Annotated in this window: 30 protein-coding genes and 1 riboswitch; of the genes, 19 read left to right on the top strand and 11 right to left on the bottom strand. The window is 67.6% G+C overall.

The features are described from left to right. Positions 1–7 precede the first annotated feature (7 nt). On the bottom strand, positions 8–1,654 hold the full coding sequence (locus FND50_RS29455) for a GAF domain-containing sensor histidine kinase (RefSeq protein ID WP_144288027.1): 1,647 nt from the start codon (positions 1,652–1,654) through the stop codon (positions 8–10). A 117-nt stretch (positions 1,655–1,771) separates the two neighbouring features. On the opposite strand from FND50_RS29455, the gene FND50_RS29450 reads away from it, so the two are divergent. Continuing rightward, entirely contained in the window at positions 1,772–2,395 is a 624-nt protein-coding gene (locus FND50_RS29450) for a hypothetical protein (RefSeq protein WP_005254211.1), read from the top strand. A 12-nt stretch (positions 2,396–2,407) separates the two neighbouring features. Here FND50_RS29450 and FND50_RS29445 read toward each other — a convergent pair whose 3' ends face one another. The 5 genes from FND50_RS29445 to FND50_RS29425 form a co-directional block, all read right to left on the bottom strand. Next, positions 2,408–3,133: a hypothetical protein gene (locus tag FND50_RS29445; RefSeq protein ID WP_144288026.1), complete on the bottom strand. Its 726-nt coding sequence runs from the start codon at positions 3,131–3,133 to the stop codon at positions 2,408–2,410. An 87-nt stretch (positions 3,134–3,220) separates the two neighbouring features. Continuing rightward, positions 3,221–3,547: a cupin domain-containing protein gene (locus tag FND50_RS29440; RefSeq protein ID WP_005254209.1), complete on the bottom strand. Its 327-nt coding sequence runs from the start codon at positions 3,545–3,547 to the stop codon at positions 3,221–3,223. Between the two features lie 75 nt (positions 3,548–3,622). Beyond that, positions 3,623–4,021 (bottom strand): hypothetical protein, encoded by a 399-nt coding sequence (locus FND50_RS29435; RefSeq protein ID WP_144288025.1) that lies wholly within the window; start codon positions 4,019–4,021, stop codon positions 3,623–3,625. A 72-nt stretch (positions 4,022–4,093) separates the two neighbouring features. Beyond that, complete coding sequence (locus FND50_RS29430; RefSeq protein WP_005254207.1) at positions 4,094–4,600, bottom strand: dihydrofolate reductase; 507 nt, start codon at positions 4,598–4,600, stop codon at positions 4,094–4,096. Continuing rightward, entirely contained in the window at positions 4,600–5,400 is an 801-nt protein-coding gene (locus FND50_RS29425) for a thymidylate synthase (RefSeq protein ID WP_144288024.1), read from the bottom strand. The genes FND50_RS29430 and FND50_RS29425 overlap by 1 nt, the downstream gene beginning before the upstream one ends. A gap of 85 nt (positions 5,401–5,485) precedes the next feature. Between FND50_RS29425 and cobF the strand changes: the two genes are divergently transcribed. The 5 genes from cobF (at position 5,486) to FND50_RS29400 (ending at position 9,737) form a co-directional block, all read left to right on the top strand. Then, entirely contained in the window at positions 5,486–6,226 is a 741-nt protein-coding gene (gene cobF, locus FND50_RS29420; RefSeq protein ID WP_144288023.1) for a precorrin-6A synthase (deacetylating), read from the top strand. Between the two features lie 55 nt (positions 6,227–6,281). Then, positions 6,282–7,148: an Fpg/Nei family DNA glycosylase gene (locus FND50_RS29415; RefSeq protein ID WP_005251638.1), complete on the top strand. Its 867-nt coding sequence runs from the start codon at positions 6,282–6,284 to the stop codon at positions 7,146–7,148. 38 nt (positions 7,149–7,186) lie between these two features. After that, positions 7,187–8,398, top strand: coding sequence for a formate-dependent phosphoribosylglycinamide formyltransferase (purT, locus tag FND50_RS29410; RefSeq protein WP_144288022.1), 1,212 nt, complete (start codon positions 7,187–7,189; stop codon positions 8,396–8,398). After that, positions 8,395–8,877: a DUF456 domain-containing protein gene (locus FND50_RS29405; protein WP_054245474.1), complete on the top strand. Its 483-nt coding sequence runs from the start codon at positions 8,395–8,397 to the stop codon at positions 8,875–8,877. Before purT ends, FND50_RS29405 begins: the two co-directional genes overlap by 4 nt. A 98-nt stretch (positions 8,878–8,975) precedes the next feature. Continuing rightward, entirely contained in the window at positions 8,976–9,737 is a 762-nt protein-coding gene (locus tag FND50_RS29400) for a hypothetical protein (RefSeq protein ID WP_144288021.1), read from the top strand. 29 nt (positions 9,738–9,766) lie between these two features. On the opposite strand, the gene FND50_RS29395 is transcribed toward FND50_RS29400, so the two are convergent. Continuing rightward, positions 9,767–10,522, bottom strand: coding sequence for an amidohydrolase (locus FND50_RS29395; protein WP_144288020.1), 756 nt, complete (start codon positions 10,520–10,522; stop codon positions 9,767–9,769). Between the two features lie 105 nt (positions 10,523–10,627). Here FND50_RS29395 and FND50_RS29390 point away from each other — a divergent pair, with 105 nt between their 5' ends. Continuing rightward, positions 10,628–11,197: a TetR/AcrR family transcriptional regulator gene (locus FND50_RS29390; protein WP_144288019.1), complete on the top strand. Its 570-nt coding sequence runs from the start codon at positions 10,628–10,630 to the stop codon at positions 11,195–11,197. Positions 11,198–11,250: 53 nt separating this feature from the next. Here FND50_RS29390 and FND50_RS29385 read toward each other — a convergent pair whose 3' ends face one another. Next, complete coding sequence (locus FND50_RS29385; protein ID WP_144288018.1) at positions 11,251–12,642, bottom strand: FAD-dependent oxidoreductase; 1,392 nt, start codon at positions 12,640–12,642, stop codon at positions 11,251–11,253. Between the two features lie 213 nt (positions 12,643–12,855). Between FND50_RS29385 and FND50_RS29380 the strand changes: the two genes are divergently transcribed. The 3 genes from FND50_RS29380 to FND50_RS29370 are packed head-to-tail and all read left to right on the top strand — an operon-like array spanning position 12,856 to position 14,996. Next, on the top strand, positions 12,856–13,308 hold the full coding sequence (locus FND50_RS29380; RefSeq protein WP_144288017.1) for a hypothetical protein: 453 nt from the start codon (positions 12,856–12,858) through the stop codon (positions 13,306–13,308). A 48-nt stretch (positions 13,309–13,356) separates the two neighbouring features. Next, positions 13,357–13,776, top strand: coding sequence for a rhodanese-like domain-containing protein (locus FND50_RS29375; protein ID WP_005562410.1), 420 nt, complete (start codon positions 13,357–13,359; stop codon positions 13,774–13,776). Further along, complete coding sequence (locus FND50_RS29370; RefSeq protein WP_144288016.1) at positions 13,773–14,996, top strand: O-succinylhomoserine sulfhydrylase; 1,224 nt, start codon at positions 13,773–13,775, stop codon at positions 14,994–14,996. Before FND50_RS29375 ends, FND50_RS29370 begins: the two co-directional genes overlap by 4 nt. Positions 14,997–15,064: 68 nt before the next feature. Here the strand turns inward: FND50_RS29370 and FND50_RS29365 are convergent, their stop codons facing one another. Beyond that, positions 15,065–15,385, bottom strand: a complete 321-nt coding sequence (locus FND50_RS29365) for a type VII secretion target (protein ID WP_144288015.1) — start codon at positions 15,383–15,385, stop codon at positions 15,065–15,067. 93 nt (positions 15,386–15,478) lie between these two features. Here FND50_RS29365 and FND50_RS29360 point away from each other — a divergent pair, with 93 nt between their 5' ends. Further along, positions 15,479–17,143, top strand: a complete 1,665-nt coding sequence (locus FND50_RS29360) for an alpha/beta hydrolase (RefSeq protein ID WP_144288014.1) — start codon at positions 15,479–15,481, stop codon at positions 17,141–17,143. Beyond that, a complete protein-coding gene (locus tag FND50_RS29355) occupies positions 17,140–17,679 on the top strand; it encodes an LppA family lipoprotein (RefSeq protein ID WP_144288013.1) in 540 nt (179 codons plus the stop codon). Before FND50_RS29360 ends, FND50_RS29355 begins: the two co-directional genes overlap by 4 nt. Positions 17,680–17,700: 21 nt before the next feature. Here the strand turns inward: FND50_RS29355 and FND50_RS29350 are convergent, their stop codons facing one another. Together FND50_RS29350 and FND50_RS29345 are read right to left on the bottom strand one after the other, a co-directional pair. After that, positions 17,701–18,492 carry an HAD-IIA family hydrolase gene (locus FND50_RS29350; protein WP_005562415.1) on the bottom strand — a complete coding sequence of 264 codons (792 nt, stop codon included), beginning with the start codon at positions 18,490–18,492 and terminating at the stop codon, positions 17,701–17,703. Between the two features lie 76 nt (positions 18,493–18,568). Beyond that, positions 18,569–19,336 (bottom strand): sulfite exporter TauE/SafE family protein, encoded by a 768-nt coding sequence (locus FND50_RS29345; RefSeq protein ID WP_144288012.1) that lies wholly within the window; start codon positions 19,334–19,336, stop codon positions 18,569–18,571. Positions 19,337–19,548: 212 nt separating this feature from the next. Then, a riboswitch (SAM riboswitch) is annotated at positions 19,549–19,645 on the top strand. 7 nt (positions 19,646–19,652) lie between these two features. On the opposite strand from FND50_RS29345, the gene FND50_RS37905 reads away from it, so the two are divergent. The 7 genes from FND50_RS37905 to FND50_RS29315 all read left to right on the top strand — a co-directional run bounded on the left by FND50_RS37905 (position 19,653) and on the right by FND50_RS29315 (position 25,306). Beyond that, positions 19,653–19,727: a putative leader peptide gene (locus FND50_RS37905; protein WP_397494228.1), complete on the top strand. Its 75-nt coding sequence runs from the start codon at positions 19,653–19,655 to the stop codon at positions 19,725–19,727. A 144-nt stretch (positions 19,728–19,871) separates the two neighbouring features. Then, a complete protein-coding gene (locus FND50_RS29340; RefSeq protein WP_397492724.1) occupies positions 19,872–20,852 on the top strand; it encodes an amino acid ABC transporter permease in 981 nt (326 codons plus the stop codon). Beyond that, the gene (locus FND50_RS29335; RefSeq protein WP_144288011.1) at positions 20,849–21,631 is read left to right on the top strand and encodes an amino acid ABC transporter ATP-binding protein; all 783 of its coding nucleotides are present in this window, start codon (positions 20,849–20,851) and stop codon (positions 21,629–21,631) included. Before FND50_RS29340 ends, FND50_RS29335 begins: the two co-directional genes overlap by 4 nt. A gap of 36 nt (positions 21,632–21,667) precedes the next feature. Then, complete coding sequence (locus FND50_RS29330) at positions 21,668–22,639, top strand: ABC transporter substrate-binding protein (protein WP_144288010.1); 972 nt, start codon at positions 21,668–21,670, stop codon at positions 22,637–22,639. 11 nt (positions 22,640–22,650) lie between these two features. Continuing rightward, positions 22,651–23,193, top strand: coding sequence for a GNAT family N-acetyltransferase (locus FND50_RS29325; RefSeq protein WP_144288009.1), 543 nt, complete (start codon positions 22,651–22,653; stop codon positions 23,191–23,193). After that, positions 23,190–24,251, top strand: a complete 1,062-nt coding sequence (locus FND50_RS29320; RefSeq protein WP_144288008.1) for an LLM class flavin-dependent oxidoreductase — start codon at positions 23,190–23,192, stop codon at positions 24,249–24,251. The genes FND50_RS29325 and FND50_RS29320 overlap by 4 nt, the downstream gene beginning before the upstream one ends. Continuing rightward, entirely contained in the window at positions 24,248–25,306 is a 1,059-nt protein-coding gene (locus FND50_RS29315) for an LLM class flavin-dependent oxidoreductase (RefSeq protein ID WP_144288007.1), read from the top strand. The genes FND50_RS29320 and FND50_RS29315 overlap by 4 nt, the downstream gene beginning before the upstream one ends. Position 25,307: the final 1 nt, after the last annotated feature.

Here is a 25,307-nt window from a genome sequence, read left to right as displayed (position 1 = left end):
TTCTTCATCACGTCAACGGAACACGCCAGGTGACGACGGTTCCGCCGCCCTCGGCGTCGACGGTGCAGGCGCCGCCGCAGTGCTCGGCGCGCCGATCGAGGTTGTCCAGTCCGCTGCGCCGGGCGCCGTCGGCGATCCCGATGCCGTCGTCCGCGACCGTAACGGTGAGGTCGTCCCCGGCGGCCACCGAGATGTCGATGGTGGTGGCCCGCGCGTGCCGCAGCGCATTACTCAGCGTTTCCCGCAGCACCGCCTCCGCGTGCTGGTGGATGCGGCTGGGTACGAGAGTGTCGATGGCGCCGGAGAACTGTACGTTCGGCGCGATCGGTGACTGGGAGGTGAGGTCGCCGATCACGTCGAGGAGGCGACGGCGCAGACTCGTCGCGGATGCGATGCCGGTGGCCTGCAGATCGAAGATGGTGGTGCGGATCTCGCGCACCGTGCGATCGAGTTGTTCGACCGCGGTGGCCACAATGGAGCGCACGCCGTCCGGGACGTCTCCGACCGCGTGCGTGCTCTGCAGGCTCATGCCGGTGGCGAACAATCGCTGAATGACGTTGTCGTGCAGGTCACGCGCGATCCGGTCACGGTCGGCGAGCACCGACAGCAGCCGTTGTTTGCTCTGCTGATCGGAGAATTCCACCGCGACGGCAGCCAGGTCGGCCACCGATTCGAGCCGGGCGACCTCGTCCGGATCCCACGCAGTGTTGCCGCGCGCCGTGACCACCAAGACCCCGCCGACCCCCGACGCCGTCGACAACGGCAGCACCGCCGCCCGGCCCGCCTCGGCGGAGAACGGTGCCAGACCGTCGAGCCCCGTCAGCAGTGCGGGAGTGCGGGAACGCAGCACTTCGGCGAACGGCTCGGCCTGGGTGGCGATGCGGAAGCTGTCGCGCAGCGGCCGCACCGTGCTGTCCGCCCCGACCGCTGCGCCCTCGCCGAGCGTGACGACGATGTAGACCTCGTCGCCGCTGGACAGTTCGCGTACCTCGGCGGCGAGTGTGTGGAGTGTTTCGTCGAGTGATCCGCCGACCATCAGCCGGGACGTGATCGCCGCGACGGCCGTCAACCACCGCTCCCGCGTCCGCGATTCCTCGAACAGCCGCGAATTCTCGACCGCCACTCCTGCCGAGGTCGCGAGCGCGCGCAGGATCACCTCGTCCTCGTCGGTGAACTCGGGACCGCTCAGTTTCTCGGTGAGATAGATGCTTCCGAAAACCTTGCCCCGCATCATGATCGGCATACCCAGAAAGCTCTTCATCGGTGGATGATTGGGCGGGAAGCCGATCGACCCCGGGTGATCGGCCAGGTTGGCGAGGCGCACCGGGCGGGGGTCGTGGATCAGCAGTCCCAGCAGCCCACGGCCTTCGGGCAGGTGACCCATGTGCGCACGCTCTTCCGGCGTGATGCCCTCGTAGACGAACTCCGACAGGCCGCCGTCGGGGGCGTGGACACCGAGCGCGCCGTACCGGGCGTCGAGCAGGGAGGTGGCCGACGTGACGATGCGCTGCAGGGTGGAATCCAGCTCGAGGCCCGAACCGACCACGAGGACCGCCTCGAACAGGCGCTGCAGACTTCGGCGGGTGGGGACCACGGCGGCGAGCCCCTCCCGGAACTCACTGATCCTCGCCTCGTGCCCACCGTCCGGTCCCATGTCTGCAGCATAGGTCCGGAGGCGGAGTAACGCCGCGAACCGCGGCGTCGATAAGGGCTCGAGTGTTTACTCATTCGAACTAATGTTTACCCACTGACGTGACGAGGGAGAAGAAGAATGAATCGACGGCACTTCGGACGACGGGTCGCGGCAGGTCTGACCGCTGCAGTGGCAGCGACGATGATGTTCACCGGCGTCGTGTCGGCGCAGCCCGCAGATTCCGCTCCCGTCGTCGACCCGGCCACCGCGATCGCGAAGCTGCGCACCGTCGCCGCCGGTAACCCCGAGGCCGAGGCCGCCATCGAGCGACTCGCCGCGTCGCCGACCGACACCGCGGCGACGAACATCGCCCTTCCGGGCCAGATCTTCCAGATCCCCGCGTACTCCGACACCGGGCAGGGCGGTCCGGTCCTCGGACAGCTGTACGGAGCGGGCGTGGCGACCAACATGAGCAACCAGTTCCGCTTCGGATTCTTCGGCGGACCGGGCGTCATCGCGAACGACCAGACCGGCGCCGAACTCGACGTCGTCTACTACAGCTTCGCCACCGGTGCCAGCGGCATCGTGAAGCTGGACCAGAACAACGTCGCGGTTCCCACGGTCGTCTCCTCGCCACCGGTGGCCGGGCTCGGCAGCGGTCTGGTCGTGGCGGCCGTGTACGGCTCGCTGAACCACCAGGTGGGACCGAACGTCGTCAAGAGCACGATCTGGTGGCCCACGCTGGGCACCGTGCTCGCTTGACCGTTCGAGAACTCAGGTGGCAGGTTCGGCCCCCGGCCGGGCCTGCCACCACTCTCTCCAGCGCTCGTCGAGTTCGGCCCACTCCTCGTCGTCCAGGTCGTAGGCCGCCAGCAGGATCTGCGCACCGCCGTGGGGACGTGCCGCGTTGACGGGCTGCTCGCCGAACTGCAACAGTCCCGGGCCGAGGTCGTCGACACTCACCGCGGTCTGGTGTTCGCCCACGAAACACACCACCCCGTGCATCAGATCGCCCGTCTCGGCGACCACGGTGAAATGATCGCCGACCGTCATGCCCTCGAGCTTGTCGAGGCCGAGCAGGTGCCGCGCCGAATCACCCTCCGCGACCGGGCCTTCGAGGAACAGCGTGCGACGCTCGTCGAGTCCGTGCCGCTCGATGCCGAATTTGAGGAACTGCAGGAACGTGGTCCAGCCCTCGGTGACGTCGTCGTACCAGTCGTCCGCGGCGGGGTCGCCGCTGCGGGGCGGGCGGGTGATCCGCACCAGTGTGGTGCCCTCGTGCTCGTGGAGGCTGAACTTGTCGGCGCCGTTCAGGGCGAGGGTGAAGGCGGCGGCGTCCTCGGTCACGTCGTCGAAATAGATTTCCCTGATCTCGTCGGCCAGGCCGGCGTAGTCCCAGCCGTGCCAGCGTCGGATCAACTCCGGGTCGCGCAGGGCCTGCCACACCACCGAGGGCGCCGCGGCGACGGCCACCTCGATCACCGGCTGGGATTCGGTCATGCGTTCTCCTGCGTCTCCACTGCTGTGCGTGCCGGTACCGACGATACCGGCGAGCGGTGGTGGCCCGCGGTGTCCGCGAAGCGGCCGTCACATGGCGACGGTGAGCAGGAACGCGACGTCCTCGATCGCCTCGACGCTGTGCCGATCGGTCGGAAGGACCAGCAGATCGCCGGTGGAACCCTTCCACGAGTCCTCGCCGGACACGAGGTTCAGTTTGCCGCTGAGAATGAACAGGGTGGCCTCGCCCGGGCTCTCGTGCTCTGCCATCTTCTGACCCGCGGCCAAGGCGATGACGGTCTGTCGGAGGCTGCGCCGATGTCCGCCGTACACGGTCTGCGAACTGCGGCCGCTGGACGTCCCGCCTGCCAACTTCAGTTGCTGACGGGCAAGGGCGGTCAGTGACTTCTTGTCCATGAGGTGAGTATGAACCACTGCGCGCACCGTCACCCGTCGAATGGGGTAACGGTGCGGCGGCAAAGGGGGCGTCGGTCAGCGCCGGGTGAGGGCCCAGCCCTGGGCCGCGGCGAACGCGCCGACCACCACGGCCTGCAGCAGCACCCAGACGACGCCGACGTTGGTGAGGTGCTGCGATTGCATGAGCACCAGGGCCACGCTCGCGCCCACCCAGACGACGTTCGCGAGGACGACGGCGTCCACCGCGGCCGGCGCGGGACGGTCCGGCACGCTCACCGCCCACACCCCGGCGGTGAAGACGAGCAGGAAGATGCCGATGGCACGCAGGAAGCCGGCTGTCGGGCCGAGGACGTCGTCGAGCACGGTGGCGGCGGCGAGGTAGGCGACGCCGTTGGCGCCGGTGACGACGGCGTCGACGCGGAGGGCGAGGCGCAGTGGGGAGAGGGCGGTGCGGGTTTCGAGTGCGGCGATCATGTCGGCGGTCCTCACATGAGACGAGTGAACGGGTACGTCACTCAGACTCGCGCCGAAGCCGAATGCTCTCAATTACCTCGCAGGTAATGCCCGGGTGTAGGTGATCCACCGGTACCGGGTGCCGTTCTTCGCCGACGTGAGCCACTCACCGGTGTCCTGCGCGTGCCAGGAGTCGTCGATCGGGGGTGCCCAGGCGTCGCCGTCGATCGTGACGTCGATCTCGGAGACCAGTAGCTGCGTGGCGAACGGCATTGCCGCCGTGTAGATCTGCGCGCCGCCGATGACGCAGACGTCCTCGTCGGTGAGCGCGAGTGCGGAGTCGAGCCCGTCGGCGGACTCGGCACCCTCCGCGGTCCAGTCGGGCTGACGGCTGATCACGATGTTGCGCCGCCCGGGCAGGGGCCGGAACCTCGGGGGCAGCGAGTCCCACGTCCTGCGGCCCATGATCACCGGGTGCCCCTGCGTCACCTTCTTGAAGTACGCCATGTCCTCGGGGACGTGCCACGGGATCGTGTTGTCGCGACCGATGACGCCGCCGACGCCCTGGGCCCAGACCAGCTTGACCTGCCGCGCCGCCACTAGATGGCCACCGGCGCCTTGATGGCGGGGTGATGCCGGTAGTCGACGATCTCCACGTCCTCGAAGGTGTAGTCGAAGATCGAATCCCGCTTGTGCAGTTTCAGCGTGGGATACGGCAACGGCTTCCGGCTCAACTGCTCGGTGACCTGGTCGACGTGATTGTCGTAGATGTGGCAGTCGCCGCCCGTCCAGATGAAGTCGCCCGCTTCGAGCCCGGCCTGCTGCGCCACCATGTGGGTGAGGAGCGCGTAACTCGCGATGTTGAACGGCACGCCCAGGAACAGGTCGGCGCTGCGCTGGTACAGCTGGCACGACAGCTTGCCGTCCGCGACGTAGAACTGGAAGAACGCGTGGCACGGCGCCAGGGCCATCTGCGGAATGTCACTCACATTCCACGCCGACACGATGATGCGACGTGAGTCCGGGTTCGACTTCAGCGTCTCGATCGTCTGACTGATCTGGTCGATGTGCTCGCCCGACGGGGTCGGCCAGCTGCGCCACTGCACGCCGTAGACGGGGCCCAGCTCGCCGTCCGCGTCCGCCCACTCGTCCCAAATCGTGACGCCGTTGTCCTGAAGCCACTTCACGTTGGAATCGCCGCGCAGGAACCACAACAGTTCGTACACGATCGACTTGAGGTGCACCTTCTTCGTGGTGATCAGCGGAAACCCGTCCGCGAGGTTCCAGCGCATCTGATGACCGAAGACGCTCTTCGTGCCGGTCCCGGTGCGGTCTGCCTTCGGGGTGCCCGTGTCCATGACGAGTCGGAGCAGGTCTTCGTACGGGGTCGGCACAGTCACGGCGTCCAGTTTAGGCGCTTCGCGCCCGTGCGCCTTTTCGGTAGCTGGAACAACCGGAAAGGCGCACGAGCGATAGCCTGCGCCCATGCGTGAACTCTTCGTGATCGGCATCGGCGCCGGCGACCCCGACCAGGTGACGGTCCAGGCGATCAAGGCGATGAACAAGGCCGATGTGTTCTTCGTCATCGGCAAGGGCGACGAGAAGCAGGACCTCGTCGATCTCCGAACCGCGATCCTCGAGGAGCACGTCACCGGCCCGTACCGCGTCGTGGACATCGTCGATCCGCCCCGCGACCGCACGCCGTCCGACTACGAGGGCGTGGTCGACGACTGGCACGAGCGCCGGGCGGCACTGTTCGAGGCCGAGTTCGCGTCCGAGCCGGGGGTCGGCGCGATCCTCGTGTGGGGTGACCCTTCTCTCTACGACAGCACGCTGCGGATCGTCGAGCGGGTGCTCGCCCGCGGCAACGTGTCGTTCGACTACTCGGTGATCCCCGGCGTCACCAGTGTGCAGTCGCTGGCCGCGCAGCACCGGATCGTGCTCAACCGGATCGGCGAACCCGTGCACATCACGACCGGCAGGCGACTGGCCGAGGGTCTGCCCGACGGTGTCGACAACGCGGTGGTCATGCTCGACGCCCACTGCACGTTCACCCAGGTCCCCGGCGACGACGTCCAGATCTGGTGGGGCGCCTACCTCGGCACACCCGACGAGGTGCTGATCTCCGGTCGCCTGCGCGACGTCGAGGACGAGATCCAGCGGGTGCGCGCCGAATTGCGCGAACGCAAGGGCTGGATCATGGACACCTATCTCCTCCGCAGGTGAGTGAGAAAGCGCTGAGGAGCACACTTCGGCGCTCACCTACCGTTAGCCTGGGACCATGCCCGAGCTGCCCGAGGTGGAGGCGTTAGCCGAGTTCCTGCGTGAACACGCCGTGGGAGCGGTCGTCGGCCGAGTGGACGTGGCGGCCCTGAGCGTGCTGAAGACGTTCGATCCCCCCATCACCGACCTGCAGGGTCGCGACGTGACGGGCGCGGCCCGGTTCGGCAAGCACCTCGCACTCGACTGCTCCGGATTGTGGCTCGTCACCCACCTCTCGCGTGGGGGCTGGTTGCGCTGGACCGACAACCCGTCGGCGGCGCCGCCGAAACCGGGGAAGGGTCCGCTGGCGCTGCGGGTGCACTTCTTCACCCCGGAGGGCGCGACGCCGGCGTTCGACCTCACCGAGGCGGGCACGAAGAAACGGCTCGCGGTGTGGGTGGTGCACGACCCTCAGGAGGTGGAGGGGATCGCCCGGCTCGGACCCGACGCCCTCGCCGTCACCGAACCCGAGTTCGCGGCGCTGCTGTCCACGACGTCGGCGCGTATCAAGAATGCACTCGTCGACCAGTCGCTGCTCGCCGGGGTCGGCAACGCGTACTCCGACGAAATCCTGCACACCGCAAAGATTTCCCCGTTCGCCACGTCCCGCACCCTGCCGGAGGACCAGGTGCACGTGCTGTACGACGCGATGCGGTCGGTGCTCAGCGACGCCGTCCAGAGGTCGCTCGGCCAGGACGCGGCGCGGCTGAAGGGGGAGAAGCGATCCGGGATGCGAGTGCACGCCCGGACCGGCCTCCCCTGTCCCGTCTGCGGCGACACCGTCCGGGAAGTGTCGTTCGCGGAGAAGTCTTTTCAGTACTGCGCGACGTGTCAGACCGGAGGCAAGGTGCTCGCCGACCGCCGGATGTCGCGGCTGCTGAAGTAGGCGTCGGCGCGAAAGCATGCCCGCATATAGTTGTGACCATGCGTGAACAGGCACCCGTACGGTTCGGTACACCTCTGACGGCAGGCGCGACGCGCGTGATGCTGCTCGGGTCGGGTGAGCTGGGCAAGGAAGTGATCATCGCCCTGCAGCGGCTGGGGGTCGAGGTGATCGCCGTCGACCGCTACGACAACGCGCCGGGCCACCAGGTGGCGCACCGCGCGCACACGATCGACATGAGCGACCCGGAGGCGCTGTTGCGTCTCGTCGAGGAGGAACGACCCCACTTCGTGGTCCCCGAGATCGAGGCGATCGCCACGGACGCGCTGGCCACCGTCGAGGAGCGCGGCACCGCGGTGGTCATCCCCACCGCACGGGCGACGCAGCTGACCATGAACCGCGAGGGGATCCGGCGCCTCGCGGCGGAGGAGCTGGGGTTGCCGACGTCGCCCTACGAGTTCGCCGAATCGCTCGAGGAGGTCCGGGCGGCCACCGAACGCATCGGTTTTCCCTGCGTGATCAAGCCGGTGATGTCGTCGTCCGGCAAGGGGCAGTCCACGGTGCGCGACGCCGGCGACGTCGAGACGGCCTGGGAGTACGCGCTCGCGGGCGGCCGCATCAATCACGGCCGCGTCATCGTGGAAGGGTTCGTCGACTTCGACTACGAGATCACCCAGCTCACCGTCCGGGCGATCGATGCCGACGGCGAGGTGGGCACCTTCTTCTGCGAGCCCATCGGGCACCTGCAGGACTCGGGCGATTACGTGGAGTCGTGGCAGCCGCAACCGATGAGCGACGCGGCACTCGCCCGGTCGCGGGAGGTGGCCGAGAAGGTGACCACGGCGCTGGGCGGCCGCGGGATCTTCGGTGTGGAACTGTTCGTGAAGGGTGACGACGTCTACTTCTCGGAGGTCAGTCCGCGCCCGCACGACACGGGGTTGGTCACCCTTCGGACACAACGACTCTCGGAGTTCGAACTGCATGCCCGCGCCATCCTCGGCCTGCCCGTCGACACCACCCTGACGACACCCGGTGCGTCCGCGGTGATCTACGGCGGCGTCGACGCCGCCGGTATCGGCTTCGAGGGCGTCGCCGACGCGATGGCGGTCCCCGAGACGGACCTGCGGCTGTTCGGCAAGCCCGAGAGTTTCGTGCGCAGGCGAATGGGCGTCGCCGTGTCCACGGGGCCGGACGTCGAGACCGCGCGCAGCCGCGCGCGGGAGGCAGCGTCCCGCGTCGAGCCTGTCGCGTGAGTCCGGGCGCCGAACTCCTCGTCGGCCTGGCCATCGCCGTCGGGCTCGTCGGAATCGTCATCCCGATCCTGCCCGGCACGATCCTCATTTTCGCCGCAATCCTGGTGTGGGCCATCATGACCGGCGGCGCGACGGCGTGGACGGTGTTCGCGGTCGCAACGGTGTTCCTCGTGATCAGCGGCGTCGTCAAATACACCTGGCCCGGTAAACGGATGCGCACGGCCGGGGTGCCCAATATGTCGCTGATCGTCGGCGGACTGGCCGGGATCGTGGGGTTCTTCGTCGTTCCCGTGGTGGGATTGTTCCTCGGTTTCATCGCGGGAACGTATGTGGCGGAGCTCTACCGGTTGCGTGCGCACAACCGGGCGTGGGCGTCGACGTGGCACGCCTGCAAGGCCGTCGGACTGTCGATGCTGATCGAACTGCTCGGCGCCCTGATCGCTTCGGGTGTGTGGCTGGCTGCGGTGGTCGCGACGTAGGTCGGTCGAAATCGTCGCCGAGGGGTATCCAGAAGCGTCCTCCACCTGCGATGATGAAACGCGGATGTTGATCTTCCCGGCTAGCGGAGGAATACGCCGTGAACAAGAAGATGACCTGGATCCTGGCGCCCCTGGCTGCCGTGGCCCTCTCCCTGAGCGGCTGCGGCGACGACTCGTCCGACTCGGCGGCGCCGAGCACCACCAGCACAGCCGCCACGAGCAGCGGCGAAGCGGCGCCCGTGTCGAACATGATGGAGAAGGTTCCATCCCCCTTCGTGATGACCCCACAGATGGAGCCGACCTACGTCGGTTCGGTCGACGGAACCGACGCGTACGTCGCGCTGGCCAGGTCCGGCGACGAGATGATCGCCTTCCTGTGCGACGGAGACCAGATGTGGAAATGGATGACCGGCACCATGGACGGCGACAAGGCGTCGCTGTCTTCGCCGGACGGAGCGACACTCACCGCGTCGATGAGTGACGGCACCGTGACGGGGCAGGTCAGCGCGCCGGGTATGCCCGACAAGGCGTTCGTGGCGCACCCGGCCGCTGCCGACGAGGGCATGTTCCGCGCAACCACCAACCACGACGGGGCCGATTACACACTCGGCTGGATCATGACCGCCGACGGCGTCCGGGGGCTCGAACGGCAGGCCAACGGATCGAGCACCGGTGCCATCGCCGTCGACCGGAACGACGACCAGATGGACGACCGGCAGCGTGAGCGGCGGCAGGAACGCCGGGAACAGCTGGACTGCGAGGAAATGAACAACTACAACATGTGGCTGGTGGCGCAGCCGCAGACGCCGCCGGTGGCCGAGATGGTGTCGATGAACAGCGCGCAGATGGAAGGCTGTTGACAAGGGTCCTGCGTGAAGGGTCCTGCGTGCTAGCAGGTTCCTCCGGGAGCGTCGCAGCGGTACCAGGCGCGTGCGTTGCCGCCCATGACGGCGTCGAAGTCGTCACCCACCGCGTCCGCGACGATGTCGATGTCGCTGTCCTGGAACACTCTTCGGGAACGGCTGCCCGGTAGGTCGGTGCCGAACATCAGTGCCTCGGGGTTGACGGCGTGGATCTTGCGCAGCACGTCGCCGACGTTCTCGATGGTGGTCCGCCCGAACCCGGTGGCCTTCACCCGGACTCCGCGGTCGACGAGATCGAGAAGGTACGGCAGGCCCCGTGTCGACATCCCCAGGTGGTCGATGCACACGGCGGGGAGCTTGGCGAACACCGGCTCGAGCGACAGCAGCAGCGTGGCGTCCACGTAGAACTCGGCGTGCCAGCCGGCCAGCTCGTACGCGCGGAGGGCCTGCTTGGTGAGGAGTTTCACGTCGGTCGCGCTGCGCCGGAGGTTGAATCGGACGGCCCGGACCCCGGCGCGGTCGAGTTCGAGGATGCTCTCGTCGGTGGCGTCGGGCTCCAGCTGGGTGACGCCCACCCAGCTGGGGCCGAGTTCCTCGAGCGCCGCCTTCAGGTAGTTCTGATCGGTTCCCTGGTACGAGGCCGTGACGACGGCGCCGCCGTCCACACCGAAGCCTGCCGTGCGCGCCCGGTAGTCGGCGATGGTGAACGGCTCCGGGAGGTAGCCGTGGTTCTCGACCACCGGGAACCGGGGGTCGATGATGTGAACGTGGGCGTCAAACACGATTTATATCCTGCCTTGTGCGGGGACACGCTTCGTGGCGGAGCCGTCCGCGAGCGTTGGTACAAGTGTCCTACACATACGTCTCAGGCTCATTAGGGTGAGGTCATGGGAAATCGCGAAGACCTGATCGACGGCGCCACGCGCAGCCTGTACGAAAAGGGATACTCGCGGACGACGGCCCGGGACATCGCGTCGGCCTCCGGGGTGAGCCTCGCGGCGATCGGCTATCACTTCGGCACCAAGGAGGCGCTGCTCCACGCCGCGCTGTACCGGGAGATGGAGCGCTGGGGGGACGACCTCGCGACGGCCGCCGGGAGGAAGATCGAACCCGGCATGAGTCCGACGGAACGGTTCGAAGCCATCTGGACCGGTGTCATCGAGTCGTTCACCGCCCATCGTCGGTTGTGGATGCTGCAGTTCGAACTGCTCGGGCACCTGGATTCCCTGCCGGAATTGAGAAAGAACCTGGTGGCGTCGACCGCCGATGCCCGCGAAGGGCTGGTCGAACTGTTCGGTGACGCGGGCATCGAGCCGGGCCGGGCACACACGCTGGGCGCTCTCTACCAGGCGCTGCTGCTCGGCGTCGCGGAGCAGTGGCTGGTGGATCCCGACCACGCGATGTCCGCCGAGGAACTGCTCACGGCGTTGCGGGCGCTGTCGTCACACCTGGCCTGAGACGACGGAAGGGAACCTCCCGCAGGAGGTTCCCTTCACACCGGTTCGGAAGATCAGGCCTTGTCGGGCTCGCTTGCCTTGAGCATGTCCTCGCGCTCGACGACCTTGATCCGCTCACGGCCCTCGGGCTCGCCCAGGCTGCGCTCGTGCGCGTCGAGGCGGTACCAGCCCTGCCAGGTGGTGTACGGGACCTGCTTGCTCTCGAGGAACTCGATGATCGCGTCCTCGCGCGGGTTGGCGGGCTCGGCGAAACCGGCCCGGTCCTCGAGGAGGTTCGCGACGGTCTCGTTCGCGTCGCCCTTGGTGTGGCCGATCAGGCCGACCGGGCCGCGCTTGATCCAGCCGGTGACGTAGGTGGCGGGCATGAACCGGTCGTTGCCCTCGGCGGAGTCGTCGGCGATGACGCGTCCGGCCTCGTTCGGGACGGTGCCTGCCTGCTCGTCGAACGGGAGCTTCGCGATGTTCTGCGACAGGTAGCCCACCGCGCGGTACACGGCCTGCACGTCCCAGTCGTTGAACTTGCCGGTGCCCTTGACGTTGCCGGTGCCGTCGAGCTGGGTGCGCTCGGTGCGCAGACCGACGACCTTGCCGTCCTCGCCGAGCACCTCGGTGGGTGATTCGAAGAAGTGCAGGAACAGCTTGTGCGGACGGTTACCCACGTCGCGGATGGCCCAGTCCTGCAGGGTGTTGGCGACCATGTCGACCTGCTTGGAATTGCGGCGCGCCTGCTCGGAGCCCTCGTCGTAGTCGATGTCCTCGGGATCGACGATGACCTCGATCGTCGGCGAGTGGTCGAGTTCACGCAGCTCGAGGGGGGTGAACTTGGCCTGCGCGGGTCCGCGGCGACCGAATACGTGGACCTCGACGGCCTTGTTGGCCTTGAGTCCCTCGTAGACGTTGGCGGGGATCTCCGTCGGCAGCAGTTCGTCGCCGGTCTTGGCGAGGACGCGGGCGATGTCGAGGGCGACGTTGCCGACACCGAGGACGGCGACCTTCTCGGCCTCGAGGGGCCAGGTGCGCGGGACGTCGGGGTGGCCGTCGTACCAGGAGACGAAGTCGGCGGCGCCGTAGCTGCCGTCGAGTTCGATGCCCGGGATGTTGAGGGCGCGGTCGGCGTTGGCGCCGGTGGAGAAGATCACCGCGTCGTAGAAGTTGTGCAGGTCTTCGAGGGTGATGTCGCTGCCGTAGTCGATGTTGCCCAGCAGGCGCACCGACGGCTTGTCGAGCACCTTGTGCAGGGCGGTGATGATGCCCTTGATGCGCGGGTGGTCAGGTGCGACGCCGTACCGGATCAGACCGAAGGGGGCAGGCATCCGCTCGAAGAGGTCGATGCTGATCCCGCCGTCAGACGCGGCATCGGATTTCATGAGAGCGTCGGCTGCGTAGATACCGGCGGGGCCGGCACCCACGATCGCAACGCGCAACGGACGTGTCTGATCAGTCATCTGGAGCGAACTACCTTCTGATGGGCGGACAACGAAACCTCAGCTTAAATTAAGCCCAGCCTAATCGGGTGGCCGAGGTGCGGCGACAGGGCAGCGCCCATTCTCGGCACGCACGCCTGTAGAGGGTAGTCGCCTTCGCGTTGGGGGGTCACAAACACGATTTGTAGGGGCTGCTCTATACACTCGTGGCCACGCCGAGATCGAAGGGAAGTCATGTCCGGTTCGAGCGAATCGCCCCAGCGCGACGCGGGAGGCACCGAAGATCCGGTGGATCCCCGGCGCACCACGGCGGTGCCGTTCATCGCCGCCGTCACCGTGATCGTCGTCATCCTCGTGGCCATCGTCGTGTCCAGCAGGCTCTCGCCCGCCGACGAGAACGTCACGGAAGCGGACCGCATCAACCGTTCGGTCGCCGACTTCATCCAGGCCCACAACCACGACGACGCCGATCTGCAGAAGACGTTGGTCTGCCCGTCGTGGTCCGACGACAGGTCGGTGCTCCGGGACCGGGAAGGTGAGGTGACGCTGCAGGGCGTCGAGTCGTCCGAGGTCAACGGGGATCGTGCCCGGGCGGAGGTCCGGGTCAGCGCCGACGACGGCAAGGGCGAGACGACGGATACCTGGCAATTGACGCGGGACGGCGAGACATGGGTCGTCTGCAACTGACCGTTGCCCGGAAGGGCATACCGAACAGGGTTGTGAAAAGCTGACATGGTGAGTTACGCAGGCGACATAACGCCGGAGCATGCCTGGGAGCTGCTCCGCGAGAATCCCGACGCTGTGCTCGTGGATGTGCGGACGGACGCCGAGTGGAAGTACGTCGGAGTCCCCGACACCACCTCGCTCGGGCGGAAGACCGTGCTGATCGAATGGGTCAGCTACCCGACGGGCACTCGTAACGACAACTTCGTGGACCAGCTGAAGGAGGCCGGGATCGCGGGTGGCGAGAACGCCCCGGTGATCTTCCTGTGTCGCTCCGGCCAGCGGTCCATCGGTGCGGCGGAGGCCGCGACAGCGGCGGGCATCGGCCCGTCGTACAACGTGCTCGACGGTTTCGAAGGCGGCTTGGACGCCGAAGGTCACCGTGGGGCGGTCGGCTGGCGGGCGCTGGGCCTGCCGTGGAGGCAGTGGTGAGTGCAATTCCTCGAGGCGGCGCGTTTGACAAGGCGCTGCCGGACGACATCGGCCAGGGCACGATCAGCGTGCGCGGAGGAACCCTCCGTTCCGGGTTCGAAGAGACGTCCGAAGCGATCTTCCTGAACTCCGGTTTCGTGTTCGAGAGCGCGGGAGCGGCCGAGGCGTCGTTCACCGGCGAGATCGATCACTTCGTCTACTCCCGGTACGGTAACCCGACCGTGAAGATGTTCGAGGAGCGGCTGCGCCTGATCGAGGGCGCAGAGGCGTGCTTCGGCACCGCCAGCGGCATGTCCGCGGTGTTCACCGCACTGGGCGCGCTGCTGAAGGCCGGCGACCGACTGGTCGCGGCACGTAGCCTGTTCGGTTCCTGCTTCGTGGTGTGCAACGAGATCCTGCCCCGCTGGGGTGTGGAGACGGTGTTCGTCGACGGTGAAGACCTCGACCAGTGGGAGAAGGCTCTGTCCGAGCCGACCACCGCGGTGTTCTTCGAGACGCCGTCGAACCCGATGCAGACGCTCGTCGACGTGCCCCGGGTGGCGGAGCTCGCGCATGCCGCCGGCGCAAAGGTCGTGCTGGACAACGTGTTCGCGACGCCGCTGCTGCAGCACAGCCTGGAGCTGGGTGCCGACATCGTCGTCTACTCCGGCACCAAGCACATCGACGGCCAGGGCCGCGTGCTCGGCGGGGCAATCCTCGGGCCGAAGGACTACATCGAGGGTCCCGTCCAGAACCTCATGCGCCACACCGGGCCGGCGCTCAGCCCGTTCAACGCGTGGACGCTCCTCAAGGGGCTCGAGACGATGCCGATCCGGGTGCGCCACTCCGTGGGCTCCGCACTGGAGATCGCACAGTTCCTCGAGGACCACTCCGCGGTCGACTGGGTCAAGTACCCGTTCCTCGCATCGCATCCCCAGCACGAACTCGCCAAGCGGCAGATGAGCGGCGGCGGCACCGTCGTCACCTTCGCGCTGAACGCATCCGAGGGCGAAGCGAAGAAGCGGGCATTCGAACTCCTCGACGCCCTGCGGCTGGTCAACATCTCCAACAACCTCGGCGACTCCAAGTCGCTCATCACCCACCCGGCCACCACCACCCACCGGGCGATGGGCCCGGAAGGTCGTGCAGCCGTGGGCATCACCGACGGCGTCGTCCGGCTGTCCGTGGGACTCGAAGACACCGCCGACCTGCTGACGGACCTGGAGCAGGCGCTGGCATAGGCGGCTCCGCCGCCCGTGCGCCTTTCTGGTTGTTCCGGCAACCACAAAGGCGCACGGGCGCGAAGCGCCTACAGGTCGAGGCTCGTGGCCGACGCGACCGCGTCGAGGTGCCCGGCGGTGGCCCCGTCCTGAGCGTCGTATCGGCGCGCGCACTCGACGAGATTCGTCGACATCTCGGCCACAGTCCGCTGCAACAACTCCCGGCGATTGTCCAGATAGGACGTGAACCGGCCGAACGCAGCTTCGGCCGCCTCCGGCCACGCCGCACCCGAGTCGGCGAGGGCCGCGTCGATGGTGTTCAGTTGTGAGGACGCGTCGTCGAACAGGACGTCGAGCTGACCGGCCGCCGCGCGTAGGGCCGCCGTGTCGACGTGGATGGAACCGCTCATTTTCGATCCTTCGTGTCGGTCGAGACGAGATCGGACTCCCGCGGACGCGATCGATCCGTTAGGGTACGGGCATTATGCATCCTGGGGGGGATCGTGAATCTGAGGGACATAGTCCAGTGGGACACCCGCGCGCTGCAGGCGGTGCACCGGTCGCTGTCGGTGCGGGCGGCGACGATCCGTTTCGTGCAGGACGGTCTCGCCGACATCGGCCGGTTGCCGGCGTGGCAGGACGACGCCGCGGACGCCGCACGTCGGCGGTTCCGGGTCGTCGCGGATGATCTGAGCGGTGAGGCGACGGCGATCGCCGTCGTCGAGAGGCTGGCCCGCGACCTGGTCGACGCGGTCACGCACCTGAAAGCCGAGGTCGACGGCCTCCGGGAAGCGGCTGCCGCCCACGGGATGGCCCTGTCGGACAACGGGGACATCATCGATGCGCCCGGACCGCCGGTCGACGCTGCGGCAACACGGCGGGACGAACTTCGTGCCGCCGCCCGGGCGTTGATCCTGCAGATGGAGGACCTCGTCGCCGACGCGGCCGCTGTCCTGGCGCGGGCCGCGGACGGCGCGGCCGAACCCGGTGAGACGGATCGCCCGGGCACCGGACTGTCCGCCCCTGCGCCGCCGCCGGACGGCTCCCCGCTCGACAACCGCGAGTACTGGGACGCCCTGCCGGCAGCCCAGCGCCGCGAGGTGATCGAGCAGCATCCCGAGTGGGTGGGTAATCGCGACGGCATCCCGTCCGCGGTGCGGCACGAGGCGAACGTGAGCCGGTTCGACGACGAGCGGTCGCGATGGGAGGCGGAACGGGTCCGGCTCCGGGAAAGGCTGGACCGCAACAAGTTCGGTGGAGTCTTCACCGAAGACGACGCCCGGCTGTGGTACGCCGAGCAGAAGTTGCGGGACCTCGACGACCTCGAGAAACTCGTGCGCGATCATCCGGACAGCAGGTTGATGCTGCTCGACCTGCAGTCGGGGGAACGGACGATGGCCGCGTTCGCACTCGGCGACCCGGACACCGCCGACCACATCTCCGTCACCACACCGGGCATCGACACGACCGTCGCCTCGCTGCGCGGGATGACCGACGAGGCGGCGGCGCTGAAGGCCGAGACCGAACGGCAATTGGACCTGGCCGGCCGCACCGGCGACACGGTGTCGACGATCGCGTGGCTGGGCTATCAGCCTCCGACCACCACCGGTCCGGGCAATTACGACGTGCCGTTCATCGACCAGAATCTCGGGCGCGGATGGCTCGTCGATTCCTGGCAGTCCGACCGCGCGACCGCGGGTGCCCCGAAACTCGCCTCGTTCTACGAGGGTCTCGACATTGCTTCCCGGACGCCCGATTCGCATATCACCGCGCTCGGCCATTCGTATGGTTCGTACACCCAGGGACTGGCCCTGCAGGACGCGGGACCGCGGCAACCGGTCGACGACGCCGTGTTCTACGGGTCGCCCGGGTTCGACGCGAACGACGAATCGGATCTCGGTTTGGCACCCCGGCACGGGTTCGTGATGCGCGCGCACGACGACCCCATCACCGTGGCAGACGGGTTCGGCAGGCTCGGGCCCGATCCGGTGCAGACGCACCTCGAGCAACTGTCGGTGTGCGAGGCGGCGACCCCGGACGGTGTGCAGCGCGAAGATGCCAACGGGCACAGCGAGTATCCACGGCCGAGTGGCAACGGAGAGCTGCGGACGTCCGGCTACAACATGGCGGTGATCGTCGCGGGGTTGCCGGAACTCGCGATCCGGTGACGGACCGCGGCGGGTGGGCAGTGAAGGCGGTCGCCGCGATCGGCGCGGCGATTCTGACGAGCGGATGTGGTGGCGTGATGGACAACCCGTACAACTTCAGCGACGAGGAGATCGCGGCGGCGGCGGAGAGCCTGAGCGACCGGCCGACACTCGCGGTCACCGAGCGGCAGGTCACCGATGCACTGGTGCGGATCAGCGAGGCCGTCGCTGCGATTGCACCGGATGTCCGGTGGCGGTGGCATCGCGAACGCAGCCAGGGCGGCGGATGCCCGGGACCGTATGCGTACGCGGAGGGGCAATCCGCCACCACGCAGGTATTGCTGTCCGACACCCCGATCGGCGACGCGGACTGGCCCGCCGTGCTGGCCGCGGCCCGTGCGATCGCCACCGACGCCGGAATGGACCGGCTCGACGTGCACGCCGACCGACCCGGACGCCACGACGTGACGTTCGCCGGTGGAGACGGGAACCGGATCACGTTCGGGACGTACAGGGCAGCGACCATCAGGGGCGTCACCGGCTGCCGCCACCCGTGAGTACTTGTCAACGTCCCGCGGTTAGGAAGTACTCACGGGTGGCGGAGCCGCATCGCCGAACGGATCCGACGTGCGGCCGACCAGATCGGCGACCGATTTGAGCACCGCGGTGGGGCGGTAGGGGAACAGTTCCACCGAATCCCGCGTCGAAATTCCGGTGAGGACGAGGATGGTCTGCAGCCCGGCCTCCAGCCCGCAGACGATGTCGGTGTCCATGCGGTCGCCGATCATCAGTGTGTTCGCGGAGTGCGCGCCGATGGCCCGCAGCGCCGAGCGCATCATCAGCGCATTCGGCTTGCCCACGTAGTACGGGTCGCGACCCGTGGCCCTGCTGATCAGTGCCGCAACGGATCCCGTGGCCGGAAGGGAACCCTCCCGGGACGGGCCGGTGGGGTCGGGGTTGGTGGCGATGAAGCGAGCGCCCCTCTCCACCAGACGAATTGCGGTGGTGATCGCTTCGAAGGAGTAGGTGCGGGTCTCGCCGAGGACCACGTAGTCGGGGTCGTTCTCGGTGAGAACGTACCCGATGTCGTGCAGTGCGGTGGTGAGCCCGGATTCGCCGACGACGTACGCGCTGCCGCCGGGTCGCTGGTTCGCCAGGAACGTGGCGGTGGCCAGGGCGGACGTCCAGATCGATTCCTCGGGAATGTCCAGGCCGGTGCGGAGCAGACGGGCACGGAGGTCACGCGGAGTCCTGATCGAATTGTTGGTCAGAACGATGAACGGGGTACCGGATTCCCGGAGTTCTGCCAGGAACAGGTCGGCCCCGGGGACCAGGTGCTCTTCGTGGACGAGAACGCCGTCCATGTCCATGAGATAGGTCCAGCCCGGGTGCTCTACGTCGTTGCTCACCGACTCAGTATGAGGGAGCGGGAGGGTGCATGTGCGACTATGCGAGCAGCCGGAACAGACCGATGAGGCCGACGACGACGATGGTTCCCCGCAACGCGGTGGGCGACAGCCTGCGGCCGTAGCGGGCCCCGAGGACGCCTCCTAGCAGCGAACCCACCGCGATGAGGCCGGCGGCTGCCCAGCTGATCCGCTCGAAGGCCACGAGCGTGTACGCGGTCGCGGCGACGACGTTGACGATCAGCGAGAGCAGGTTCTTCGCGCCGTTCATCCGTTGCAGGCTCTCCGGCAGGATCGCGCCCATCACACCCATCAGCAGGATGCCCTGCGCCGCGGTGAAGTATCCGCCGTACACGCCCACGGCGAACGTCCCGACGGTCAGCAGGGTGAGGCGCGCCGGGCTCAGGCCGGCCTCGTGGCTGCCGCGCTGCTTTGCCCAGGCCTGGATCTTCGGCTGCAGCACCACCAGGATCAGGGCGAGGATCAGCAGCACCGGGACGACGAGTTCGAACACGGTTTCGGGCAGGTGCAGCAGTAGCCACGAGCCGAGAATTGCACCGCACAGTGACGCCGGTATCTGCCACCGCAGTCGCGGTCCCTGCCCGGCCAGTTCCCGCCGGTAACCCCACGTTCCGGATACGCCACCGGCGACCAGGCCGATCGCGTTCGACATCGTGGCGGTCACCGGAGGGAACCCGAATGCCACCAGGGTGGGGAAAGTGATGAGCGTGCCGCTGCCGACGATGGCGTTGATCGCGCCCGCGCCTACGCCGGCTACCAGGATCGCGATGGCTTCGAGTGGTGTCACCGAGGCGACGTTACAAGGGCGTCGGAAGCCCCGGCAGCCGGGTCGTAGGACCGCGGAAATGCAGGGTTGCACGCATCATCCAACCGCATGGATCTCCGTCTGTCAGTACTTCTGCGCACGGTGATTCTGGCGTCCGTCCGACGCCATTTCCCCTGTGTTGCAGGGAAATACCTCGTGTTGACGGGCTTCGGGAATGCGGCTAGTGTTCGCTTCAACCATCCAGAGCGACCGAGAGACCTGGCTCGTTGACGTCGCAGCAACCCTTCCGAATTCTTCGGGTGCGGGTGCTACCGCCGGGATCGATGGAAGGCAGCACATGAACTACTTTGCGCGCCCTGCGTGGCGCAGACGGCACATCGACCTGTGCCGGACCACCTCCTGCCACTGTTGACGAGGTCTCACAGCACGCTCACCGGGCATTTCGCCCGGTGAGCGCCTGACGCGCGCCCGCATCCCGCGGAAGACGCGCCGTCCTCCCGTCCCGTTCCAGGTGAAAGGCCGCCTCAGTGATGTCTGTCGTAAGTGGTGAGGGAGCGTGAGCGCCCCCGTTCGGCCGCGTTCGGCCGCGCCCCTCGATTCAGTGCCCTCCGGCGACGCGGACGCCGCGCTGGAAGTGGCGCGGAGATGGCATCCGTGGCGGTGGATCGTCAGCGCCGCCGTGCTGGTACTGCTCGCCCAGTTCGTCCACGGCCTCGCCACCAACCCGGGATGGGACTGGGCGACGTTCGCCAAGTACTTCACCGCCGGCTCCGTGCTGCAGGCGCTGTGGATAACGGTGAAGCTGACGCTGTGGGGGACGGTCCTCGGATTCGCACTCGGCGTGGTGCTGGCGGTCAGCCGCTTGTCGCACAACCCGGTGCTGCAGGTGATCGCCTGGGTGTACATCTGGGCGTTCCGGGCGATTCCGCTGATCGTGCAACTCCTGTTCTGGTTCAACATCACGTACCTGTATCAGACTCTGTCGCTGGGCCTTCCGTTCGGACCGGGGTTCTTCACATTCGAGGTCAACGGCGTCATCAGCGGCTTCACCGCCGCCGTCATCGGGCTTGCTCTGCACCAGGCCGCGTACGCCGCCGAGATCATCCGCTCCGGCATCATCTCGGTGGACCACGGGCAGATCGAGGCGGCGCAGTCGCTGGGCATCCCGCGCCGACGCCAGTTCTTCAAGATCGTTCTGCCCCAGGCTATGCGCGGCATCCTGCCGAACGCAGCGAACGAGGTGATCAGTCTGTTCAAGGGCACCTCGATCGTGTCGACGATGGCGATCGCCGAACTGTTCTACCAGGTGCAGGTGATCTTCGGTAGGAACGGCCGCGTCGTGCCACTGCTGATGGTCGCGACGATCTGGTACATCATCCTGACCACGCTGTTGTCGATCGGCCAGTACTACGTCGAGCGACACTATGCACGCGGATCGGCTCGGGCACTGCCGCCGACCCCGTGGCAGAAGCTCGCCCGGAAGTTCGCCGAGATCCTCGATGCCGGTGTCTCCGTACCGAGAGGTGCCGCGAAATGACGATCGACGCCCAGCCGGCGGAGTTCGCCGTGGAGGTGCGCGGAGTGCACAAGTCCTTCGGCGCACTCGACGTCCTGCAGGGTGTGGACCTGCTGGTCCGCAAGGGCGAGGTGACGGTGATCCTGGGCCCGTCGGGCTCCGGCAAGTCCACGCTGCTGCGCACCCTGAATCACCTGGAGAAGGTCGACCGGGGCACCATCCGCATCGACGGTGACCTGATCGGATACCGGCGCAAGGGCGGCAAACTGCACGAACTGCGTGAGCGCGAGATCCTGAAGCAGCGGTCCCGGATCGGATTCGTGTTCCAGAACTTCAACCTGTTCCCGCATCTCACGGTGCTGGAGAACGTGATCGAGGCGCCGGTGTCGGCGCAGGGCCGTGACCGGGCCGAGGTCGAGGTGGAGGCGAAGGCACTCCTCGAGCGGGTCGGGGTGGGCGACAAGGCCCACGAGTACCCGCGACAACTGTCCGGCGGACAGCAGCAACGGGTCGCGATCGCCCGGGCTCTCACGCTGCGTCCGGCGGTGATCCTGTTCGACGAGCCCACGTCGGCCCTCGACCCCGAACTGGTCGGTGAGGTCCTCGCCGTGATCAAACAACTGGCACGGGACGGCGCAACCCTCGTGATCGTCACCCACGAGATGGGATTCGCGCGGGAGGTCGCCGACACGGCGGTCTTCATGGACGCCGGCGTCGTCGTGGAACAGGGCCCGCCCTCGCAGGTCATCGACAACCCGCAGCACGTCCGCACCACAGCATTCCTCTCCCGAGTTCTCTGATTCTCCACACCTCGGTGTGGATCCCGAAAGGCACACATGTCCACCGCACGGTTCCGTACGAAGATCCTGGCCTCGGCCCTCACCACCCTCGCGCTGCTCGCCGCCGCGTGCGGGGGCGGCGACGTCGAGGACGAGGGATCGGGGCCGACCTCGGCCGCCGGCTACAACCTCACCGCAGACCAGAATCGCATCACCACCGACGAGGTCGAATCCATCGCCGCGAAGGTTCCCCAGCAGATCCGCGACCGCGGGACGCTAGTCGTGACGGGCAGCGCCGGTTCCGCCCCGCCCCTGCGGTTCTACGCCGACGACGACAATACACTCATCGGCACGGAGACCGACTTCGCGCACCTGATCGGTGACGTCCTCGGATTGAAGGTCGATCTCCAGGCCGCCGACTGGGCGCAGAATTTCGTCCGCATCGACTCCGGGGAGGCCGACGCCTTCATCTCGAACGTCACCGTCACCGAGGAACGGAAGGAGAAGTACGACTTCTCGACGTACCGCCTCGACACGGTCGCGTTCGAGACGAAGAAGGGCAGTGGCATCCAGATCAAGGAACCCAAGGACGTCGCGGGCCTGAAGATCGCGGTCTCATCCGGCACCAATCAGGAAGCACTGCTGGTGAAGTGGAGCGAGCAGAACGTCGCGACAGGGCTCGAACCCACCGACATCACCTACTACCAGAACACCACCGACTACTACCTGCCCCTCGCGTCGGGCCGGATCGACGCCTACTTCGGGCCCAACCCGTCCTCGTCGTTCCACGTTGCGCAGGCCGGGGAGACCGAGATCGCCGGAACTTTCTCCGGTGCGGGCGATGCACTCCAAGGTGAGATCGCCGTGCTCACCAAGAAGGACAACGGGCTGATCACCGCCGTCAACGAGGCCATCAACCACATCATCGAGAACGGAACGTACGCACAGGTTCTCGATCGCTGGAACATCGCGAGCGAGGCCGTCGGCACGTCGGTCGTCAACCCGCCCGGACTCCCGAAGACCAGCTGACAGGAGGACCAGTGACCGAGAGGACCGAATCCGTGCAGACCGTGTTCGTCGACCAGACGGATCCACTGGCCGCGCCGCTGCTCGAAGAACTGGCGATCGAGTACAGCACTCGGTACGAGCGCACCCGCGACGAGATCTACGAAAATCTCAGCACGTATCCGGCGGAGGAGTTCGCCGCACCGGGTGGCGCGTTGCTCGTCGTGGTCGTGGACGGGACGTCCGTGGCGGGCGGGGCCTTCCGGCGCTACGACGACACGACTGCCGAACTCAAACGGATCTGGACCTCGTCGGCGCACCGCCGCCGCGGCCTCGGACGAATCGTGCTGCGGGAGCTCGAGGCCGAGATCGTCCGGGCCGGCTATTCCCGCATCTTCCTCACCACGGGGCCGCGGCAGCCCGAGGCGGTGGCCCTGTATCTGGCGGCGGGGTACACGGCACTGTTCGACCGCTCCCTCCCACCGCAGGACGTCGGATTCCACGGTTTCGAGAAGATCCTGCACACCGCTATCGCTCTGCCTTCCGCCTGTGCCGCAAAGGAGTACGAGTCCGTATGAAATTTCTGCTGATGAGCCTGATCACTCACCAACCGGATCCGGTGACAGGGGAGAAGATCGGCACCACAGCCAGGCTGCAGGAGGTCGTGGAGTCCGCCGTCCTCGCCGAGCAACTCGGGTACGACGGGTTCGCGGTGGGCGAGCGCCACGAACATCCCTTCCTGTCCTCGTCCCCACCCGTGGTGCTCAGCGCCATCGCGGCGCGCACCAGCACGCTGCAGTTGTGGACGGCGGTGACCACGCTGAGCCTGCTCGACCCCGTCCGTGCGTTCGAGGACTACTCGACGCTGGACAACCTGTCGGGCGGCCGGCTGCAGCTCATCATCGGGAAGGGCAACGGCACCGCGCAAGCGGAGCTGTTCCACGTCACCCCGGACGATCAGTGGGACCGCAACCGCGAGGGCTACGAACTGTTCCGGCAGTTGTGGGAGAGCGAGGACGTCACCTGGGAGGGCGCGTTCCGGCCGTCGCTCGCGCACGCTGTCGCACTGCCGCGCCCGCTGCAGCGACGGATCCGGATCTGGCACGGCAGCGCGACGAGCAAGGAATCGGTGGATCTCGCGGCCCGCTACGGTGATCCGATCTTCTCGGCGAACGTCACGTATCCCATCGACTCGTACGCCGAACTCGTCCGGCACTACCGCGAACGGTGGACGCACTACGGTCACGATCCCGCCGACGCCCTCGTCGGCGCCGGAACCGCCGGGTTCTACGTGACTCCGAACTCGCAGGACGCGCTCGACGTGTGGCGTCCCATTCACGCCGCTCGCCTCGACTTCGCCCGCAGGGCAGGACTTCCGGTCGTGTTCGAGACCGTCGAGGACTTCGTCGAACGCAGTTCCGCACTGATCGGCAGCCCGCAGCAGGTGATCGACAAGGTGCAGCGCTACCACGAGCAGTTCGGCCACGAGGTGATCCACCTGAGCGCCGACCGCGTCGGCACCGACAAGCAGCACCGCGAGAGCCTGGAGCTGTTCCAGGCCGAGGTGGCACCCGCGCTGCGCGAGACCATTCCGAGCCGCCCCCTCGCGGCCCGCACCGAGGAGGAAGACGCATGAGCCTGGTTCTGGGCATCGAACTCGACGGCGAGGGTGCGCATCCCGAAGCCTGGCGCCGAGCCGCGCACACACCCGACCGGTTGCTGACCGGGCGAACGGTGGCGGACCGGGTCGCGGCGGCCGAGAACGCGGGTTTCACGTTCGCCTCCTTCGATGATTCGCTCCTGCCTCCCGGCGCCGGCGGGGGACCCGTCGGCCGGATCGACGCGGTGAACCGCGCGGCGTTCGTCGCCGCGACCACCAGCACGATCGGACTCGTACCGGTCGTCGGCACCACGTATGCCGAGCCGTTTCACACGTCCTCCCAGCTCGCGACGCTCGACTACGCGTCGCGCGGTCGCGGTGGCTGGATCGCAGCACGCGACACCGACCCGCGGGTCGCGAGCGCACTGGGCCGGGCCGAGGTCACCGCACCCGCCGACCTTGCGCAGGAGGAACGGGACGCGATCACCGTGGTCCGGGACCTGTGGGATTCGTGGGAGGACGACGCGGTGATCCGCGACTATGCGACCGGGCGTTTCCTCGACCGCGACCGAGTGCACTACCTCGACTTCCAGGGCGAGACGTACTCGGTGAAGGGTCCGGCCATCGTGCCGCGACCACCGCAGGGGCAACTGGTGGTGTTCGGCCGCGCGGGGGACACCGATCCGTCGCTGGTCGACGTGGTGCTGGTGTCCGGACCGACCGTCGAGGACACCGTCGAGGCCGCCGGGCGCGCAAAGGCAGGCGGGGCGGTGCTGGTGTTCGCGGAACTGGACGTCGCGCTGGGCGCGTCCACGCCTGCCCCGCCGAGCGGACGGGTGTCGTTCGCCGGCGATGCCACCGGGCTGGTGGACCTGTTGCGGACCCTGGATGCGCACGTCGACGGCGTGCGCGTGCATCCCGCCGTCGTCGACGAGGACCTTCCGGTGCTGGCCCGGTTCGTGGTTCCGGCGCTTCTCCGTGCCGGCATCGCCCACCGTCCCGTTCCCGGTTCGACCCTGCGCGGCACGCTGGGCCTCGACCGTCCCGTCACCCGATTCCAGGCCGAGCGCCTCGAACACTCTTCTCGCTGAA

Origin of the sequence: Rhodococcus sp. WB9 (genome assembly GCF_007558985.1) — a bacterium.
Lineage (GTDB): Bacteria > Actinomycetota > Actinomycetes > Mycobacteriales > Mycobacteriaceae > Rhodococcus_F > Rhodococcus_F opacus.
The sequence above is the reverse complement of the archived record's forward strand: the minus strand, read 5'-3'. Positions and strand labels throughout refer to the sequence as shown.

Excerpts from the sequence above, each read along its gene's own strand:
- FND50_RS29455 (WP_144288027.1), bottom strand. The coding sequence starts at position 1,654 with ATGGGACCGGACGGTGGGCACGAGGCGAGGATCAGTGAGTTCCGGGAG.
- FND50_RS29450 (WP_005254211.1), top strand. The coding sequence starts at position 1,772 with ATGAATCGACGGCACTTCGGACGACGGGTCGCGGCAGGTCTGACCGCT.
- FND50_RS29445 (WP_144288026.1), bottom strand. The coding sequence starts at position 3,133 with ATGACCGAATCCCAGCCGGTGATCGAGGTGGCCGTCGCCGCGGCGCCC.
- FND50_RS29440 (WP_005254209.1), bottom strand. The coding sequence starts at position 3,547 with ATGGACAAGAAGTCACTGACCGCCCTTGCCCGTCAGCAACTGAAGTTG.
- FND50_RS29435 (WP_144288025.1), bottom strand. The coding sequence starts at position 4,021 with ATGATCGCCGCACTCGAAACCCGCACCGCCCTCTCCCCACTGCGCCTC.
- cobF (WP_144288023.1), top strand. The coding sequence starts at position 5,486 with ATGCGTGAACTCTTCGTGATCGGCATCGGCGCCGGCGACCCCGACCAG.
- FND50_RS29415 (WP_005251638.1), top strand. The coding sequence starts at position 6,282 with ATGCCCGAGCTGCCCGAGGTGGAGGCGTTAGCCGAGTTCCTGCGTGAA.
- purT (WP_144288022.1), top strand. The coding sequence starts at position 7,187 with ATGCGTGAACAGGCACCCGTACGGTTCGGTACACCTCTGACGGCAGGC.
- FND50_RS29390 (WP_144288019.1), top strand. The coding sequence starts at position 10,628 with ATGGGAAATCGCGAAGACCTGATCGACGGCGCCACGCGCAGCCTGTAC.
- FND50_RS29385 (WP_144288018.1), bottom strand. The coding sequence starts at position 12,642 with ATGACTGATCAGACACGTCCGTTGCGCGTTGCGATCGTGGGTGCCGGC.
- FND50_RS29380 (WP_144288017.1), top strand. The coding sequence starts at position 12,856 with ATGTCCGGTTCGAGCGAATCGCCCCAGCGCGACGCGGGAGGCACCGAA.
- FND50_RS29365 (WP_144288015.1), bottom strand. The coding sequence starts at position 15,385 with ATGAGCGGTTCCATCCACGTCGACACGGCGGCCCTACGCGCGGCGGCC.
- FND50_RS29350 (WP_005562415.1), bottom strand. The coding sequence starts at position 18,492 with ATGGACATGGACGGCGTTCTCGTCCACGAAGAGCACCTGGTCCCCGGG.
- FND50_RS29335 (WP_144288011.1), top strand. The coding sequence starts at position 20,849 with ATGACGATCGACGCCCAGCCGGCGGAGTTCGCCGTGGAGGTGCGCGGA.
- FND50_RS29330 (WP_144288010.1), top strand. The coding sequence starts at position 21,668 with ATGTCCACCGCACGGTTCCGTACGAAGATCCTGGCCTCGGCCCTCACC.
- FND50_RS29320 (WP_144288008.1), top strand. The coding sequence starts at position 23,190 with ATGAAATTTCTGCTGATGAGCCTGATCACTCACCAACCGGATCCGGTG.
- FND50_RS29315 (WP_144288007.1), top strand. The coding sequence starts at position 24,248 with ATGAGCCTGGTTCTGGGCATCGAACTCGACGGCGAGGGTGCGCATCCC.